Raw genomic sequence first — 16,828 nt, 5'->3', positions numbered from 1 at the left:
TTTCCGGGGACGGCGGGGCCGTCCTTGCGGGGACGGGTCAGACCGTCAGGGCGCGGTCCGTGGGGCGGACCGGGGCCGGCAGGGTGCTGGTGCCGGTGAGGTAGCGGTCCACGCCGCGGGCGGCGGAGCGGCCCTCGGCGATGGCCCAGACGATGAGGGACTGGCCGCGCCCGGCGTCGCCGGCGACGAACACGCCGGGGACGTTGGTGGCGTAGTCGGCGTCGCGGGCGATGTTGCCGCGGGCGTCCAGTTCCAGGCCGAACTGGTCGACGAGGCCGTTCTGCCGGTCCGTGCCCGTGAAGCCCATCGCGAGGGTGACGAGCTGGGCCGGGATGCGGCGCTCGGTGCCCGGCTTCTGGACGAGCTTGCCGTCGGTGAACTCGACCTCGACGAGGTGCAGCCACTGGACGTTGCCGTCCTCGTCGCCCTCGAAGTGCGTGGTGGAGACGGAGTAGACCCGCTCGCCGCCCTCCTCGTGCGCCGAGGTGACCTTGTAGAGCATGGGGAAGGTCGGCCAGGGCTGGTTCGCGTTCCGCTCCTCCCCCGGCTTGGGCATGATCTCCAGCTGGGTGACGGAGGCCGCGCCCTGGCGGTGGGCGGTGCCGACGCAGTCGGCGCCGGTGTCGCCGCCGCCGATGACGACGACGTGCTTGCCCTCGGCGGTGATCGGGGAGACCGTCAGGTCGCCCTCCTGCACCTTGTTGGCCACGGGCAGGTACTCCATGGCGAAGTGGACCCCCTTGAGGTCGCGGCCGGGGACGGGCAGGTCGCGGGAGGTGGTGGCGCCGGCGGCGATGACGACGGCGTCGTAGCGCTTGCGGAGCTTGGCGGCGTCGATGTCGCGGCCGATCTCCACCTCGGTGCGGAACTTGGTGCCTTCCGCGCGCATCTGCTCGATGCGGCGGTTGATGTGCCGCTTCTCCATCTTGAACTCGGGGATGCCGTAGCGCAGGAGGCCGCCGATGCGGTCGGCGCGCTCGTAGACGGCGACCGTGTGGCCGGCGCGGGTGAGCTGCTGGGCGGCGGCGAGGCCGGCGGGGCCGGAGCCGATGACGGCGACGGTCTTGCCGGAGAGCCGCTCGGGCGGCTGCGGGGTGACGTCGCCCGCGGCCCACGCCTTGTCGATGATGGTGACTTCGACGTTCTTGATGGTGACCGGCTGCTGGTTGATGCCGAGGACGCAGGCGGCCTCGCAGGGGGCCGGGCAGAGCCGGCCGGTGAACTCGGGGAAGTTGTTGGTCGCGTGCAGCCGCTCGCTGGCCGCCCGCCAGTCGTCGCGGTAGGCGTAGTCGTTCCACTCGGGGATGAGGTTGCCGAGCGGGCAGCCGTTGTGGCAGAAGGGGATGCCGCAGTCCATGCAGCGGCTCGCCTGCTTGCTGATGACCGGCAGCAGCGAGCCGGGGACGTAGACCTCGTTCCAGTCGCGGACGCGCTCGGCGACGGGGCGGGTCTGCGCGACCTCGCGCCCGGTGGTCAGGAAGCCCTTGGGGTCAGCCATTGGTCGCCGCCTCCATCATCTTCTCGTGGGTCTCCGTCTCGGAGAGACCCGCTCGCTCGGCGGCGTCCTTGGCGGCGAGCACTGCCTTGTAGGTGGCCGGGACGACCTTGCTGAAGCGGCCGGCGGCGGTGTCCCAGTCGGCGAGGAGGCCGGCCGCGACGGTGGAGGCGGTCTCCTCGTGGTGGCGGCGCACGACGTCGTGCAGCCACTGCCGGTCGTCGGCGCCGAGGGGTTCGACGGCGGCGGCCAGCTCCTTGTTGACGTTGTCGGGGTCGAGGTCGATCACGTAGGCGACGCCGCCGGACATGCCGGCCGCGAAGTTGCGCCCGGTCTCGCCGAGGACGACGGCCCGGCCGCCCGTCATGTACTCGCAGCCGTGGTCGCCGACCCCTTCGGAGACCACGGTGGCGCCGGAGTTGCGGACGCAGAAGCGCTCGCCGACGCGGCCGCGCAGGAACAGCTCGCCGCCGGTCGCGCCGTAGGCGAGGGTGTTGCCGGCGATGACCGAGTACTCGGCGAGGTGGTCGGCGTCGCGGTCGGGGCGGACGACGATCCGGCCGCCGGAGAGGCCCTTGCCGACGTAGTCGTTGGCGTCGCCCTCCAGGCGCAGGGTGACGCCGCGGGGCAGGAAGGCGCCGAAGGACTGGCCGGCGGAGCCCGTGAAGGTGATGTCGATCGTGTCGTCGGGCAGGCCGGCGCCGCCGAAGCGCTTGGTGACCTCGTGGCCGAGCATGGTGCCCACGGTCCGGTTGATGTTGCGGATGGGGACCTGGGCGCGGACGGGCCGGGCGTCCTCGGCGGAGGGGACCGCGAGGGCGTCGGCGGCGAGCTCGATCAGCTCGTTGTCGAGGGCCTTGGCCAGGCCGTGGTCCTGGTCGGTGGTGCGGTGGCGGACGGCCCCGGCGGGCAGGTCCGGCACGTGCAGCAGCGGGGCGAGGTCGAGGCCCTGGGCCTTCCAGTGGGTCACGGCCCGGCCGGTGTCGAGGAGTTCGGCGTGGCCGACGGCCTCCTGGAGGGTGCGGAAGCCCAGTTCGGCGAGGAGCTCGCGGACCTCTTCGGCGATGAACTCGAAGAAGTTGACGACGAACTCGGCCTTGCCGCTGAAGCGCTCGCGCAGCACGGGGTTCTGGGTGGCGATGCCGACCGGGCAGGTGTCCAGGTGGCAGACGCGCATCATGACGCAGCCGGAGACGACGAGCGGGGCGGTGGCGAAGCCGAACTCCTCGGCGCCGAGGAGGGCGGCGACGATCACGTCGCGGCCGGTCTTGAGCTGGCCGTCGGTCTGCACGACGATGCGGTCGCGCAGGCCGTTGAGCAGCAGCGTCTGCTGGGTCTCGGCGAGGCCGAGCTCCCAGGGGCCGCCCGCGTGCTTGAGGCTCGTCAGGGGCGAGGCGCCGGTGCCGCCGTCGTGGCCGGAGATCAGGACGACGTCGGCGTGGGCCTTGGAGACGCCCGCCGCGACCGTGCCGACGCCGACCTCGGAGACCAGCTTCACGTGGATGCGGGCGGCCGGGTTGGCGTTCTTCAGGTCGTGGATGAGCTGGGCGAGGTCCTCGATGGAGTAGATGTCGTGGTGGGGGGGCGGCGAGATCAGGCCGACGCCGGGCGTGGAGTGCCGGGTCTTGGCGACCCAGGGGTAGACCTTGTGGCCGGGCAGCTGGCCGCCCTCGCCGGGCTTGGCGCCCTGGGCCATCTTGATCTGGATGTCGTCGGAGTTGACCAGGTACTCGCTCGTCACGCCGAAGCGGCCGGAGGCGACCTGCTTGATGCTGGAGCGGCGCTCGGGGTCGTGGAGGCGCTCGGGGTCCTCGCCGCCCTCGCCGGTGTTGGACTTGCCGCCCAGCCGGTTCATGGCGATGGCGAGGGTCTCGTGGGCCTCGCGGGAGATCGAGCCGTACGACATGGCGCCGGTGGAGAAGCGCTTGACGATCTCGCTGACGGGCTCGACCTCGTCGAGGGGGACGGGCTGCCGGTCGGTCGTGAGGGAGAACAGGCCGCGGAGCGTCATCAGCCGCTCGGACTGCTCGTTCACGCGCTCGGTGTACTGCTTGAAGATGTCGTAGCGGCGGGCGCGCGTGGCGTGCTGGAGCCGGAAGACGGTGTCCGGGTCGAACAGGTGCGGCTCGCCCTCGCGGCGCCACTGGTACTCGCCGCCGATGTCGAGGCGGCGGTGGCTGGCCGCGATGCCGGTGGCCGGGTAGGCCTTGGCGTGGCGGGCCGCGACCTCGCGGGCGACGACGTCCAGGCCCGCGCCGCCGATCTTGGTGGCGGTGCCGTGGAAGTAGGTGTCGACGAAGCCCTCGTCCAGGCCGATCGCCTCGAAGACCTGGGCGCCGCGGTACGAGGCCACGGTGGAGATGCCCATCTTGGACATGACCTTCAGGACGCCCTTGCCGAGCGCCTTGATGAGGTTGCGGATCGCGGCCTCGGGCTCGATGCCCTGCAGGAACGTCCCTGCCCGGACGAGGTCCTCGACCGACTCCATCGCCAGGTACGGGTTGACGGCGGCCGCGCCGTAGCCGATGAGCAGCGCGACGTGGTGCACCTCGCGGACGTCGCCGGCCTCGACCAGCAGGCCCACGTGGGTGCGCTGCTTGGTGCGGATGAGGTGGTGGTGGACGGCGGAGGTGAGCAGCAGCGAGGGGATCGGGGCGTGCTCGGCGTCGGAGTGGCGGTCGGAGAGGACGATGAGGCGGGCGCCGCCGGCGATGGCCGCGTCGGCCTCGGCGCAGATCTCCGTGAGACGGGCGGCCAGGGCCTCGCCGCCGCCGCCGACGCGGTAGAGGCCGGAGAGGGTGACGGCCGCGAGGCCCGGCATGTCCCCGTCGGCGTTGATGTGGATGAGCTTGGCGAGCTCGTCGTTGTCGATGACGGGGAAGGGCAGGGTGACGCTGCGGCAGGAGGCCGCGGTGGGCTCCAGGAGGTTGCCCTGCGGGCCGAGGGAGGAGATCAGCGAGGTGACGAGCTCCTCGCGGATGGCGTCCAGCGGCGGGTTGGTGACCTGCGCGAACAGCTGGGTGAAGTAGTCGAAGAGCAGCCGGGGCCGCTCGGAGAGCGCGGCGATCGGCGAGTCGGTGCCCATCGAGCCGATCGGCTCCGCGCCGGCCTGGGCCATGGGGGCGAGGATGACGCGCAGCTCCTCCTCGGTGTAGCCGAAGGTCTGCTGGCGGCGGGTGACCGAGGCGTGGGTGTGCACGATGTGCTCGCGCTCGGGGAGGTCGGCCAGGTCGATCAGGCCGGCTTCCAGCCATTCCCCGTAGGGCGCGGCGGCGGCGAGCTCGGCCTTGATCTCGTCGTCCTCGATGATGCGGTGGCGCTCGGTGTCGACCAGGAACATCCGGCCGGGCTGGAGGCGGCCCTTGCGGACGACCCGAGCCGGGTCGATGTCGAGGACGCCGACCTCGGAGGAGAGCACGACGAGGCCGTCGTCGGTGACCCAGTAGCGGCCGGGGCGCAGGCCGTTGCGGTCGAGGACGGCGCCGACGAGGGTGCCGTCGGTGAAGGTGACGCAGGCCGGGCCGTCCCAGGGCTCCATCAGGGTGGAGTGGTACTGGTAGAAGGCGCGCCGGGCCGGGTCCATGGAGGCGTGGTTCTCCCAGGCCTCGGGAATCATCATCAGCACGCTGTGCGGCAGGGACCGGCCGCCGAGGTGGAGGAGCTCCAGGACCTCGTCGAAGGAGGCGGAGTCGGAGGCGTCGGGGGTGCAGACGGGGAAGAGCCGGTCGAGTTCGCCGCCCTGCCCGAACAGTTCACTGGCCAGCTGGGATTCGCGCGCCCGCATCCAGTTGCGGTTGCCCTGGACGGTGTTGATCTCGCCGTTGTGGGCGACGAAGCGGTACGGGTGGGCGAGCGGCCAGCTGGGGAAGGTGTTGGTGGAGAAGCGGGAGTGGACCAGGGCGATGGCGGTGGCGCAGCGGCGGTCGGAGAGGTCCGGGAAGAAGGGCTCCAGCTGACCGGTGGTGAGCATGCCCTTGTAGACGATCGTGCGGGCGGAGAGCGAGGGGAAGTAGACCCCGGCCTCGCGCTCGGCGCGCTTGCGCAGCACGAACGCCTTGCGGTCCAGGGCGAGTCCGCTGTTCTCGCCGTCGCTCACGAACAGCTGCCGGAAGTCCGGCATGGTGGCGCGGGCGCCGGCGCCGAGCAGTTCGGGGGCGACGGGGACGGTGCGCCAGCCGAGGACGGTGAGGCCCTCCTCGCGGGCGATCGCCTCGATAGACGAGACGGCGGTGTCCGCCTCCGCGGGGTCCGCGGGGAGGAACGCGATGCCGACGGCGTACGCCCCGGGCTCGGGGAGGGCGAAGGGAACGCTCTCCCGCAGGAAGGCGTCCGGGACCTGCAGCAGGATGCCCGCGCCGTCGCCGGAGTCGGGCTCGGAGCCTGTGGCGCCGCGGTGCTCCAGGTTGCGCAGGACGGTGAGGGCCTGTTCCACGAGCGCGTGGCTCGCCTCGCCGGTGAGGGTCGCGACGAAGCCGACGCCACAGGCGTCGTGCTCGTTCCGCGGGTCGTACATTCCCTGCTGGGCGGGGTGGGATGCGGATCGCATCGGCGGCTCCCGTCGTCGTCTTGGCGGTCACGGCCGGACGGCCGGTGACATGTGCCGAGGGACGACATTGGCCCTCTGCGGAAGAAGTTGGTGCAGGTTACATGATGGGGTGCTTCCCGAAAAGTGGAAGCACCGGTTCAGCATGTGGACGCTGCGAGGTGATGCGGCGAGCTGCCGGAAGCCTTGGGGATCGCCCGTACCGGCGGCGCCGGACACAGCACAGAGCGGGCGGCGTTGCCCGCTGCGCTCCCGGATTGTGCCCGGTCGTCGAGGGCCTGAAACCGCTCCGTCATCCGTACGTTATGCGGGACCCCGCATAAGAATTATCCCAGTGCGGTGCCGAAGGCAATACCGAGGGCGTAAGTCACACCCGCCGCGGCCGCGCCCAGGAACAGCTGGCGCAGGCCGCTGAACCACCAGGAGCGGGCCGTCACCCGGGCCACGACCGCGCCGCAGGCGAAGAGACCGAGCAGCGCCAGCAGCACCGCCGGCCACAGGGACGTGGCCCCCAGCAGGTACGGCAGCAGGGGCAGGAGCGCGCCCAGCGCGAACGAACCGAACGACGACACCGCCGCGACCATGGGCGACGGAAGGTCGGAGGGGTCGATGCCGAGCTCCTCGCGGGCGTGGATCTCCAGCGCCTGCTCCGGGTCCCGGGAGAGCTGCATGGCGACCTCCATCGCCAGCTTCGGCTCCACGCCCCGCGACTCGTAGAGCGCGGCCAGCTCCGCCAGCTCGTCGGCCGGGTGCTTGTGCAGCTCGCGGCGCTCCACGTCCAGCTCGGCGAGGACGAGCTCGCGCTGCGACGCCACGGAGGTGTACTCGCCGGCGGCCATCGAGAAGGCGCCGGCGGCGAGGCCGGCCAGGCCGGCGATCACGATCGTGTCCGAGGAGGCGGCCCCGCCCGCCACGCCCGTCATCAGCGCGACGTTGGAGACCAGACCGTCCATGGCACCGAACACCGCGGGACGGAGCCAGCCGCCGTTCACGTCGCGGTGGGTGTGGTTGTCGCGGTGCGCTATGTGCGGTGCCGCGACGGCTTCCAGGACAGACATCTCCGGTTCGCTCCCTTCGCCGGGGCGTGACGGCTTGCCCGTGCGCCCCCCGATGCGTTCGAAGGTACGCAGAATGCGGGTGATCCGCTAGCAAGGAAGGCCTGGCTGACCTGGCAAGACGTACGGGTTGAGGCCCGGTACGGCACCGCCGGACACGTCCGGTGGGGGTTGCGCGCCGTGGCGGCGGATTTTGTTTGCCTGCGGCACGAAAAAACCGCCGCAGCGGCGATCAGCCACTGCGGCGGAGTCCGGCTTTGCCGAGCCGGCCGTCAGACCTTCTTCTTTTCGGGGGACGCGTCGTCCGTCGACGCGTCCCCATCAAGCGGCGGCTCCACCACGGTCTCCCGTCCCGGAACCCTCTTCGCCGAGATGATCATGTAGATGACGGCCGCCACGAACACCACGATCGACGTCCAGCCGTTGAGCCGCAGGCCCAGCACGTGGTGCGCGTCGTCCACGCGCAGGTACTCGAACCAGAAGCGACCTACGGTGTACGACGCGACGTACAGCGCGAACGCCCGCCCGTGACCGAGCGTGAAGCGGCGGTCGGCCCAGATCACCAGGCCCGCGATCAGCAGGCACCACAGCGACTCGTACAGGAAGGTGGGGTGGTACGTGCCCGCCACCCGCCCGATCGCCGGGTCGGCGTCGATCTTCAGGGCCCACGGCAGGTCCGTCGGCTTGCCGTAGAGCTCCTGGTTGAACCAGTTGCCCCAGCGGCCGATCGCCTGGGCCACGGCGATGCCGGGCGCGAGGGCGTCGGCCCAGGCCGGCAGCGGGATGCCGCGGCGCCGGCAGCCGATCCACGCACCGACCGCGCCGAGGGCGACCGCGCCCCAGATGCCGAGGCCGCCCTCCCAGATCTTGAAGGCGTTGACCCAGTTGCGGCCCTCGCCGAAGTACAGCTCGTAGTCGGTGATGACGTGGTACAGCCGGCCGCCGACGAGCCCGAAGGGCACCGCCCAGACGGCGATGTCCGCCACCGTCCCCGCCCGTCCACCGCGGGCGATCCACCGCCGGTTGCCCAGCCAGACCGCCACGAAGACGCCGATGATGATGCAGAAGGCATAGCCGCGCAGCGGGACCGGGCCGAGGTGGACCACGCCGGTCGAGGGGCTGGGAATGTATGCGAGTTCCATGACGTCCCCGACGCTACCCTGCCGGGGCGACGGAACGGCAACCCACCCGGCGCAACAGCTGCGTAACGCCCTGCACGCCCCGCTCAGCCCTTCGTGGCCTCCGCCACCATCTTTCGCAGCTTGTCCGGGGTGAGCGGGTTGGCCGGGTCGCCGTAGATGCTCTTGCCGGCCAGCACCACGGTCGGGGTGGCGCGGTAGGAGGTCTTGCCGAAGGCCTCGTGGGACTTCTTCACCCAGCTGTCGTGCGTGCCGTCGTCCACGCAGCTGCGGAAGGCGGGCGTGTCCAGCCCCGGCACCTGGCCGGCGAGCTCCAGCAGGCGCGCCTTCTTGCCGAAGGCGTCGTCCGTCTCCGGCGGCTGGTTCTTGTAGAGCAGGTCGTGGTAGGCGGAGAACTTCCCGGCGTCCTGGGCACAGGCCGCCGCGTTGGCGGCGTTGAGGGAGCCGGTGCCGCCGAGGTTGGAGTCGATCAGGGTGACGATGTGGTACTCGGCCTTGACCTCGCCCTTCTGCTCCAGCTGGTTGACCGTGTCGCGGAAGCCGTTCTCGAACTGGGCGCACGCGGGGCAGCGGAAGTCCTCGTAGACCGTGAGGGTCGCCTTCGCGGCGGGCTTGCCGACGGGGATGGTGACGCTGTCCTTGCCGGTGGCGCCCTGCGGGGCGACGAGGGGGCCGGCGGTCTCCTTCTTCTTGCCGCCGCTCGTGCTCGCCACGATCGCCGCGATCCCGGCGCCCGCGCCGAGCACGGCGACGACGACCGCGGCGGCGATCAGCGTGCGCCTGCGCCTGATCCGGGCCTCTTCGCGCTGCCGCTGTTCCTGCAGCCGCTCGCGGGCGCTGCGCTTACCGTCCGAGTTCTTCTGGCTCACATCCCCCTACAACGAACCGGGGGCGCGCCGCAGCGCGCCCCCGGTCGCCGGTTCCTTCAAAAGAGTTACCCGTACGAAGGAGTCACCCGCGCGAAGGCGTCACCCGCGCTTGCGCACGCCCTCGGCGAGCTCGCCCGCGAGCGCGCGGACGGCGGCCAGGCCCGTTTCCAGGTCGGGCGCGTCCAGGAGCCGCTTGACGAAGGCCGAGCCGACGATCACGCCGTCGGCGAAGGCGGCCACCTCCGTGGCCTGGGCGGCGTTGGAGACGCCGAGCCCCACGCAGACAGGCAGCCCGGTGACCGCGCGCGTGCGCCGCACCAGCTCCTGCGCCTCGTTGCCCACGGACTCCCGGGTGCCGGTGACGCCCATCAGCGAGGCCGCGTACACGAAGCCGCTGCCCGCCGCCGTGATCTTGGCGAGCCGCTCGTCGCGGCTGCTGGGCGCGACCACGAAGACGGTGGCGAGGCCGTGCTGCTCGGCGGCCTTGCGCCAGGCCTCGGACTCCTCGACCGGCAGGTCGGGCAGGATGCAGCCCGCTCCGCCGGCGGCGGCCAGGTCGGCGGCGAACCGCTCCACGCCGTAGGCGTCGACCGGGTTCCAGTACGTCATGCACAGCACGGGGGCGCCCGTGATCTCGTGCGCCTCCTTCACCGTGCGGATGACGTCGGTGATCCTGATGCCGCCGCGCAGGGCGATGTCGTCGGCGGTCTGGATGACCGGGCCGTCGAGGACCGGGTCGCTGTGCGGCAGGCCGACCTCGACGACGTCGCAGCCGCCGTCGAGCATGGCCGTGACGGCCCGTACGCCGTCGTCCACGGTGGGGAAGCCGGCGGGGAGGTAGCCGACGAGGGCCGCACGGTTCTCCGCCTTCGCCGCCGCCAGCACGGAGCTCAGGAGTTCGATGTTGCCCGCCATTACCGCTCCCCCGCCTCGTCGTCGTACAGCCCGAAGTAGCGGGCCGCCGTGTCCATGTCCTTGTCGCCGCGGCCGGAGAGGTTGACGAGGACCAGCCCGTCCTGCCCCAGCTCCTTGCCGATCTCCAGGGCTCCGGCGAGCGCGTGCGCGCTCTCGATGGCCGGGATGATGCCCTCGGTGCGCGAGAGCAGGCGCAGCGCCTGCATGGCCTCGTCGTCGGTGACGGCGCGGTACTCGGCGCGGCCGGCGTCCTTGAGGTAGGAGTGCTCCGGGCCGATGCCGGGGTAGTCGAGCCCGGCCGAGATCGAGTACGGCTCGGTGATCTGGCCGTCCTCGTCCTGCAGGACGTAGGAGCGCGAGCCGTGCAGGATGCCGGGGGTGCCGGCGGTGAGCGTGGCCGCGTGCTCGCCGGTGGCGAGGCCGTGGCCGCCGGGCTCGCAGCCGATCAGGCGCACGCCCTCGTCGGGGAGGAAGGCGTGGAAGAGGCCGATGGCGTTGGAGCCGCCGCCCACGCAGGCCACGGCGGCGTCCGGCAGGCGGCCGGCGCGCTCCAGGATCTGGCGGCGCGCCTCGACGCCGATGACGCGGTGGAAGTCGCGCACGAGGGCCGGGAAGGGGTGCGGGCCGGCGACCGTGCCGAAGAGGTAGTGGGTGCGGTCGACGTTGGCGACCCAGTCGCGGAACGCCTCGTTGATGGCGTCCTTCAGGGTGCGGCTGCCGGACTTCACGGCGATGACCTCGGCGCCGAGCATCCGCATGCGGGCGACGTTCAGCGCCTGGCGCTGCGTGTCGACCTCGCCCATGTAGATGGTGCATTCGAGGCCGAAGAGGGCGCAGGCGGTGGCGGTGGCGACGCCGTGCTGGCCGGCGCCGGTCTCGGCGATGACGCGGGTCTTGCCCATGCGCTTGGTGAGCAGGGCCTGGCCCAGCACGTTGTTGATCTTGTGCGAGCCGGTGTGGTTGAGGTCCTCGCGCTTGAGGAAGACGCGGGCGCCGCCGGCGTGCTCGGCGAAGCGCGGCACCTCGGTGAGGGCGCTGGGGCGGCCGGTGTAGTTGACCATCAGGTCGTTGAGCTCGGCGGCGAAGGCGGGGTCCGCCTTGGCCTTCTCGTATTCGGCGGCGACCTCGTCGACGGCGGCGACGAGGGCTTCGGGGATGAATTTGCCGCCGAACGCGCCGAAGTAGCCTTCGGCGCTTGGAACCTGACCCTCCGGGTCCGGGACGAAGAATTCAGAGGACACGTACGTACTCCTCGAACAGCTGTGATGTTTTCGGGCGGGACAACGGTCAGAGCGTGGCGCCGCCGCGCCATCGCATCCCGTTGATCTGCCCCGGCTCACAGCCGATGTGGTACCGCACGCGGCGTCCGAGGACGCGGCGCGCGGGCGCACGGCAGCCGCGCGGCCGGCAGCCGCGGGCGAGCCGTGCGTACGCCGTCATGGCCGGTCAGCCCCGCCCGTGCCGCAGCGCGGGGTGCGCGCCCGCGGCAACGAGATCGGCGACGGCCCCCTTGGGGTCGCGGCCGGTGACCAGGGACTCGCCGACGAGCACCGCGTCGGCGCCGTCGTTGGCGTAGGCGATGAGGTCGTGCGGGCCGCGCACGCCGGACTCGGCGATCTTGATGATGCCGTCCGGGATCTCCGGGGCGACCCGGGCGAAGGTGCCCCGGTCGACCTCCAGGGTCTTGAGGTTGCGGGCGTTGACGCCGATGATCCGCGCGCCGGCGTCCACCGCGCGCTGGACCTCCTCCTCGTCGTGCACCTCGACCAGCGGCGTGAGGCCGATCGACTCGGCGCGCTCGATGAGGGAGACCAGGGCCTCCTGCTCCAGCGCGGCGACGATCAGCAGGACGAGGTCGGCGCCGTAGGCGCGGGCCTCCCACAGCTGGTAGGCGGTGACGATGAAGTCCTTGCGGAGGATGGGGATGTCGACCCGGGCGCGGACGGCCTCCAGGTCGGCGAGCGAGCCGCCGAAGCGGCGCTCCTCGGTCAGCACGCTGATGACGGACGCGCCGCCCGCCTCGTAGTCGGCGGCGAGGCCGGCGGGGTCGGCGATCGCGGCCAGCGCGCCCTTGGAGGGGCTGGATCGCTTGACCTCGCAGATCACGCCGACGTTCTCGCCGCGGAGGGCCGCGGCGCCGTCCTTGGCCTGCGGCGCCCTGGCAGCCCGCTCCTTGAGCTCGTCGAGGCTGACGCGCGCCTGCCGCTCCGCGAGGTCGGCACGGACGCCCTCGATGATCTCGTCGAGCACACTCACGCGAGCGGCCCCCTTCCGGACTCGGATGGTCTGGCTGGTGCGGCGGGAATCCTCCCCCCACCAGGTCTTGCGATGGTACTTGCCGCCGGGCGAAGGTTTCGCATCCGGTTGACGCGGGTCCCATCCTGTGGACGCCCGCCGGACACCCGTTAGGGGGCGAGGGCTGTGCCCACGGGCAGGTTCCGCAGGACCGTGAAGAGCGTGACGACGGCGCCGAGGCCCCACCAATGGCGGGCGCGCGGCGACAGCGACACGCCCCCGCGGCCCCGCAGGGCCCTGGTGAACCACACGCACCAGAAGACGGCGAACGCGGCGTACGCGGCGACGGCCAGGGCGTTGGCCCCGAGCGCTCCGGGGAGGTCGCCGTGGGTGAGGGCGTGGAGGCCGCGCAGCCCGCCGCAGCCCGGGCAGTACAGGCCCGTGCAGCGCAGCAGGGGGCAGGCGGGGTAGCGGCCGGGGCGGTTGGGGTCCACGGCCGCGACGTAGCCGGCGGCCGCGGCGAGGCCGCCCGCGACGCCCAGCGGGGCGGCGATCCGGCGCGCGCCGTCCCCCACCCGGCCCCCCGTCCAGCCCCTCTTCCAGCCCTTCACAGGGCACAGTCTCCGCCGGACAGCACGAAGGCGCAGCTCAGGGCCGTCGTACGGGGGTCGTACGGGCCCGGGCCGCGCCTCGGGGCGTCAGGGGAAGGCGGGGCGTCAGCCCTTGCTCGCCTGCCCGGCCACCTTCAGGGGAGCCTTCTTGCCCTGACCCATGCCCATCATGGCCATGACGCCGCCCACGACACCGCCGAGCGCGATGATCACGATGCCGGCCCAGAAGCCGACCGGCTTCGCGGCCACCGTGAAGGCGCCGGAGACGCAGAAGCCGATGAAGGCGATGGTGACACCGGTCCAGGCGGCCGGGGTGTGTCCGTGGCTGCTACCCGCCATGACTAAGACTCCTCGTTGCTGTGGCGCGCCCGCGGGCGCGGAGAACGCTCATGGTCATTGTCCCCGACGGCCGGGGCCGCCTCGATCCGGGGGGAGGCGGTAGGGCGTGTCACGCCCCGGTCGGGTCCTCGCCGCGGTCGAGGGCCTTCCAGAGCTCCTCGGGGCGCTCGGGGTCCGGGGCCGTGCGGACGCGGCGGGGACGGGGGGTGCCGTCGCGCTCGTAGCGGCCGGACATGGCCGGCCAGTGGCGGCCGAAGCGCAGGGCCAGGAGCCCGGCGAGCAGCAGCAGGACACCGCCCGCAAGGGCGACCCACGGCCAGGCGGTGTGGGTGACGTGGTCGACGGCGCCGCTGGTGAGGCCGTTGGCCTTGGCGGCCTGCTCCTCCAGGGCGGAGGTGTCGCCCGCGCCGGTGACCGCGCCGGCGACGACGCCCGCGCCCGCGAGGACGAGGCCGGCGGACACCACGGTGCGCCAGACGCCGCGGACGGCGAAGACCGCGACGAGGGCGGCGAGGCCGACGACGGCGAGGGCGCCGGGCAGGCCCGTGACGTCCTGGCCGCTGACGTGCTTGGTGACGGTGCTCTGGGCGACGGTCGTCGTGCCCTCGGCCCAGGTGCGGCCGCCCGCGAGCAGGGCGAGGGCGGCGCCGGCGGCGCCCAGGAGCAGCGCGGTGCCGACGGTTCCGCGGCGGGGGGTTACGGCTTTGCTCACGGGTCCACTATCCCTTGTGGGGGTGTTCGGGGCGCTGCCGGGGTCGCGCTAGGCGAGCCGGTTCGCCGAGTGCACGGCGCGGAGCACCGCCGCCGCCTTGTTGCGGCACTCCGCGTCCTCCGCGGCCGGGTCGGAGTCGGCGACGACGCCCGCGCCGGCCTGGACGTAGGCCGTGCCCTCCTTCAGGACGGCGGTGCGAATCGCGATGGCGGTGTCGGAGTCCCCGGCGAAGTCCAGGTAGCCGACGCAGCCGCCGTAGAGCCCGCGCCGCGACGGCTCCAGCTCCTCGATGATCTGCATGGCCCGCGGCTTGGGCGCCCCGGAGAGCGTGCCGGCCGGGAAGCAGGCGGTGAGCACGTCGAAGGCGGTGCGCCCGGCGGCCACGCGGCCGGTGACCGTGGAGACGATGTGCATCACGTGGCTGTAGCGCTCGATCGACATGAAGTCGACGACCTCGACGCTGCCGGGCTCGCAGACCCGCCCGAGGTCGTTGCGGCCGAGGTCGACGAGCATGAGGTGCTCGGCGCGCTCCTTGGCGTCGCCGAGGAGCTCCTCGGCGAGGGCCGCGTCCGCCTGCGGGGTGGCGCCGCGCGGCCGGGTGCCGGCGATGGGATGCACCATGGCCTGCCCGTCCTCGACCTTGACGAGGGCCTCGGGGCTGGAGCCGACGACGTCGAACCCGTCGAACCGGAACAGGTACATGTACGGGCTGGGGTTCGTGGCCCGCAGCACGCGGTAGACGTCGAGCGCGGAGGCCGTGCAGGGCGTCTCGAAGCGCTGCGAGGGCACGACCTGGAAGGCCTCGCCGGCGCGGATGCGCTCCTTGATGTCCTCGACGGCCGCCATGTAGTCGGGGCCGCCCCAGCGGGCCGTGTACCCGGGCAGCTCGGAGGGCGGCAGGGCGGTGGGGGCCGAGGGCGTGGGCCGGCGGAGGTCGGCGGCCATGGCGTCCAGCCGGGCGACGGCGTCCGCGTACGCCTCGTCCACACCGCTGTCGAGGTCGTTGTGGTTGATCGCGTTGGCGATCAGCAGGACGGTGCCGTTCCAGTGGTCGAGGACGGCGAGGTCGGAGGTGAGGAGCATGGTGAGCTCGGGCAGGCCGAGCGGGTCGCGGTCCTCGCCGCCGTGCTCGCCGATCTTCTCCAGGCGGCGGACGACGTCGTAGCCGAGGTAGCCCACCATGCCGCCGGTGAAGGGCGGCAGCCCGGCGCCCTCCATGAGGTCGCGCGGGGTGTGCAGGGCGGCCACGGTCGCGCGCAGCGCCTCCAGCGGGTCGCCGTCGGTGGGCACGCCGACGGGCGGGGCGCCCAGCCAGTGCGTCCGGCCGCCTCGCGCGGTGAGGGTCGCGGAGCTGCGGACGCCCACGAACGAGTAGCGCGACCAGGTGCGGCCGTTCTCGGCGGACTCCAGCAGGAAGGTGCCCGGCCGCTCCGCGGCGAGCTTGCGGTACAGGCCTACGGGCGTGTCGCCGTCGGCGAGGAAGCGCCGCGTGACGGGGATGACCCGGCGGTCCTTCGCGAGCGTACGGAAGGTCTCGGCGTCCGGGGTGACGTCACCGGTGGTCGTGGCAGCCATGGCAGCGGAGCCTACTGGCCGAGCGGGAGGACGTCGGCATCGAAACAGGTGCGGTCGCCTGTGTGGCAGGCGGCGCCGACCTGGTCGACCTTGACGAGGAGGGTGTCCGCGTCGCAGTCGAGGGCCACGGACTTCACGTGCTGGACGTGTCCGGACGTGTCGCCCTTGACCCAGTACTCCTGCCGGCTGCGGCTCCAGTACGTGCAGCGGCCGGTGGTGAGGGTGCGGTGGAGCGCCTCGTCGTCCATCCAGCCGAGCATGAGGACCTCGCCGGTGTCGTACTGCTGGGCGATGGCGGGGACGAGCCCGTCGGCGCTGCGCTTGAGGCGTGCGGCGATGGCGGGGTCGAGGGAGGACGCGGGGGCGGTGTTGCCGGTCATGGGTCCATTCTGCCGCGCGGACGGGCCGGGACCCCCCGGGCGGCGGTGTCAGTGGCGTACGGCATGCTTCGCCCATGAGTACTCCGCCCTCGAACTCCCCGCAGCCTCCCGGTGGCGGCGGTGGGTTCGGCCCGCCGCAGCAGTTCGGGCCGCCGTCAGCCCAGCCGCCCGCCCCGCCCTACGGACAGCCGCAAGCGCCGCAGGGGTACGGCCAGCAGCCGGGATTCGGCCAGCCGGGCCAGCAGCCGGGCTTCGGTCAGTACGGGCAGCAGCAGTACGGCCAGCAGTTCGCCCCGCCGATGCCGCCCCCTCCGCCGCCCTCGGGCAACAAGGGCGCGAAGGTCGCCGCGATCGTCATCGGCGGCGTGCTGCTCGTCGGCCTCGTCGCGGGCGGTCTCCTGCTGACGGCCGGTGGCGACAAGGACAAGAAGGACCCGGTCGCCAAGCCGAAGAGCTCGTCGGCCCCGTCGGCGGCGCCCTCCGCGCCGAGCGCCGCCCCCGGCGGCCCCGGCGCCGACCCGTCGAACCCCGACCCGTCCGCGTCCTCCTCTTCCCCGTCGGTGTCCCGCGTGCCGTACGTGGTCCTCAAGCCCGGCCAGTGCTTCGACCACCCGCGCATGTCCATCGGCCTCACCGAGGTCAAGACGAAGCCGTGCAGCGGTCCGCACGACGGCGAGGTCATCGCCAACGAGACCCTGACCGGCAAGTTCGACTCCGAGCTGGACATCCAGACCAAGGCCCGCGACATGTGCAAGAAGGACGCACAGGCCCGGATGCGCTCCATAACCGACGGCAAGAACTACTACTCGTACGTGCTCTACCCGACCCCGGTCACCTACGCCCGCGGCCAGGACCAGATCACGTGTTCGATGACGCTGAGCGTCTCGCAGGGCGGCCAGAAGATGGACGCGCCGCTGCCCCAGTAGCCGCGGGGGCGTGGCAGCGGCGGGGCGCCGGCCG

15 protein-coding genes are annotated in these 16,828 nt (G+C 72.6%); 1 reads left to right on the top strand and 14 read right to left on the bottom strand.

Going from position 1 to position 16,828, the window contains the following annotated elements:
* Positions 1-37: 37 nt before the first annotated feature.
* The 14 genes from B7P34_RS18390 to hisI all read right to left on the bottom strand — a co-directional run bounded on the left by B7P34_RS18390 (position 38) and on the right by hisI (position 15,868).
* A complete protein-coding gene (locus B7P34_RS18390) occupies positions 38-1,498 on the bottom strand; it encodes a glutamate synthase subunit beta (protein ID WP_106677849.1) in 1,461 nt (486 codons plus the stop codon).
* Positions 1,491-6,041, bottom strand: coding sequence for a glutamate synthase large subunit (gene gltB, locus B7P34_RS18385; RefSeq protein WP_106677847.1), 4,551 nt, complete (start codon positions 6,039-6,041; stop codon positions 1,491-1,493). The genes B7P34_RS18390 and gltB overlap by 8 nt, the downstream gene beginning before the upstream one ends.
* Positions 6,042-6,364: 323 nt before the next feature.
* The gene (locus tag B7P34_RS18380; protein WP_106677845.1) at positions 6,365-7,096 is read right to left on the bottom strand and encodes a VIT1/CCC1 transporter family protein; all 732 of its coding nucleotides are present in this window, start codon (positions 7,094-7,096) and stop codon (positions 6,365-6,367) included.
* Between the two features lie 269 nt (positions 7,097-7,365).
* Positions 7,366-8,235, bottom strand: coding sequence for a prolipoprotein diacylglyceryl transferase (gene lgt, locus B7P34_RS18375; RefSeq protein ID WP_106677844.1), 870 nt, complete (start codon positions 8,233-8,235; stop codon positions 7,366-7,368).
* An 83-nt stretch (positions 8,236-8,318) separates the two neighbouring features.
* Positions 8,319-9,101, bottom strand: a complete 783-nt coding sequence (locus tag B7P34_RS18370; protein WP_106677842.1) for a DsbA family protein — start codon at positions 9,099-9,101, stop codon at positions 8,319-8,321.
* A gap of 99 nt (positions 9,102-9,200) precedes the next feature.
* Positions 9,201-10,016 carry a tryptophan synthase subunit alpha gene (trpA, locus tag B7P34_RS18365; protein WP_106677841.1) on the bottom strand — a complete coding sequence of 272 codons (816 nt, stop codon included), beginning with the start codon at positions 10,014-10,016 and terminating at the stop codon, positions 9,201-9,203.
* Positions 10,016-11,257 carry a tryptophan synthase subunit beta gene (trpB, locus tag B7P34_RS18360; protein WP_106677839.1) on the bottom strand — a complete coding sequence of 414 codons (1,242 nt, stop codon included), beginning with the start codon at positions 11,255-11,257 and terminating at the stop codon, positions 10,016-10,018. The genes trpA and trpB overlap by 1 nt, the downstream gene beginning before the upstream one ends.
* Before the next feature lie 46 nt (positions 11,258-11,303).
* A complete protein-coding gene (trpM, locus tag B7P34_RS39920) occupies positions 11,304-11,456 on the bottom strand; it encodes a tryptophan biosynthesis modulator TrpM (protein WP_368066774.1) in 153 nt (50 codons plus the stop codon).
* A 6-nt stretch (positions 11,457-11,462) separates the two neighbouring features.
* A complete protein-coding gene (trpC, locus tag B7P34_RS18355) occupies positions 11,463-12,272 on the bottom strand; it encodes an indole-3-glycerol phosphate synthase TrpC (RefSeq protein ID WP_106677837.1) in 810 nt (269 codons plus the stop codon).
* Between the two features lie 149 nt (positions 12,273-12,421).
* Positions 12,422-12,862: a DUF2752 domain-containing protein gene (locus tag B7P34_RS18350; protein WP_106677836.1), complete on the bottom strand. Its 441-nt coding sequence runs from the start codon at positions 12,860-12,862 to the stop codon at positions 12,422-12,424.
* A gap of 105 nt (positions 12,863-12,967) precedes the next feature.
* A complete protein-coding gene (locus B7P34_RS18345; RefSeq protein ID WP_106677834.1) occupies positions 12,968-13,201 on the bottom strand; it encodes an HGxxPAAW family protein in 234 nt (77 codons plus the stop codon).
* 109 nt (positions 13,202-13,310) lie between these two features.
* Positions 13,311-13,913, bottom strand: coding sequence for a TIGR02234 family membrane protein (locus tag B7P34_RS18340; protein WP_106677833.1), 603 nt, complete (start codon positions 13,911-13,913; stop codon positions 13,311-13,313).
* Positions 13,914-13,961: 48 nt separating this feature from the next.
* Entirely contained in the window at positions 13,962-15,488 is a 1,527-nt protein-coding gene (locus B7P34_RS18335; protein ID WP_106677832.1) for an anthranilate synthase component I, read from the bottom strand.
* A gap of 11 nt (positions 15,489-15,499) precedes the next feature.
* On the bottom strand, positions 15,500-15,868 hold the full coding sequence (hisI, locus tag B7P34_RS18330; protein WP_106677830.1) for a phosphoribosyl-AMP cyclohydrolase: 369 nt from the start codon (positions 15,866-15,868) through the stop codon (positions 15,500-15,502).
* Between the two features lie 74 nt (positions 15,869-15,942).
* Here hisI and B7P34_RS18325 point away from each other — a divergent pair, with 74 nt between their 5' ends.
* Positions 15,943-16,794, top strand: coding sequence for a hypothetical protein (locus B7P34_RS18325; protein ID WP_146166848.1), 852 nt, complete (start codon positions 15,943-15,945; stop codon positions 16,792-16,794).
* The last annotated feature ends 34 nt before the right edge of the window (positions 16,795-16,828 follow it).

Origin of the sequence: Streptosporangium nondiastaticum (genome assembly GCF_003011965.1) — a bacterium.
Lineage (GTDB): Bacteria > Actinomycetota > Actinomycetes > Streptomycetales > Streptomycetaceae > Streptomyces > Streptomyces nondiastaticus.
The sequence above is the reverse complement of the archived record's forward strand: the minus strand, read 5'-3'. Positions and strand labels throughout refer to the sequence as shown.

Bases quoted from the DNA above. Each gene is read 5' to 3' on its own strand.
- lgt (WP_106677844.1), bottom strand. From the start codon at position 8,235: ATGGAACTCGCATACATTCCCAGCCCCTCGACCGGCGTGGTCCACCTC.
- gltB (WP_106677847.1), bottom strand. From the start codon at position 6,041: ATGCGATCCGCATCCCACCCCGCCCAGCAGGGAATGTACGACCCGCGG.
- hisI (WP_106677830.1), bottom strand. From the start codon at position 15,868: ATGACCGGCAACACCGCCCCCGCGTCCTCCCTCGACCCCGCCATCGCC.
- B7P34_RS18345 (WP_106677834.1), bottom strand. From the start codon at position 13,201: ATGGCGGGTAGCAGCCACGGACACACCCCGGCCGCCTGGACCGGTGTC.
- B7P34_RS18390 (WP_106677849.1), bottom strand. From the start codon at position 1,498: ATGGCTGACCCCAAGGGCTTCCTGACCACCGGGCGCGAGGTCGCGCAG.
- B7P34_RS18335 (WP_106677832.1), bottom strand. From the start codon at position 15,488: ATGGCTGCCACGACCACCGGTGACGTCACCCCGGACGCCGAGACCTTC.
- B7P34_RS18380 (WP_106677845.1), bottom strand. From the start codon at position 7,096: ATGTCTGTCCTGGAAGCCGTCGCGGCACCGCACATAGCGCACCGCGAC.
- trpM (WP_368066774.1), bottom strand. From the start codon at position 11,456: ATGACGGCGTACGCACGGCTCGCCCGCGGCTGCCGGCCGCGCGGCTGC.
- trpA (WP_106677841.1), bottom strand. From the start codon at position 10,016: ATGGCGGGCAACATCGAACTCCTGAGCTCCGTGCTGGCGGCGGCGAAG.
- B7P34_RS18325 (WP_146166848.1), top strand. From the start codon at position 15,943: ATGAGTACTCCGCCCTCGAACTCCCCGCAGCCTCCCGGTGGCGGCGGT.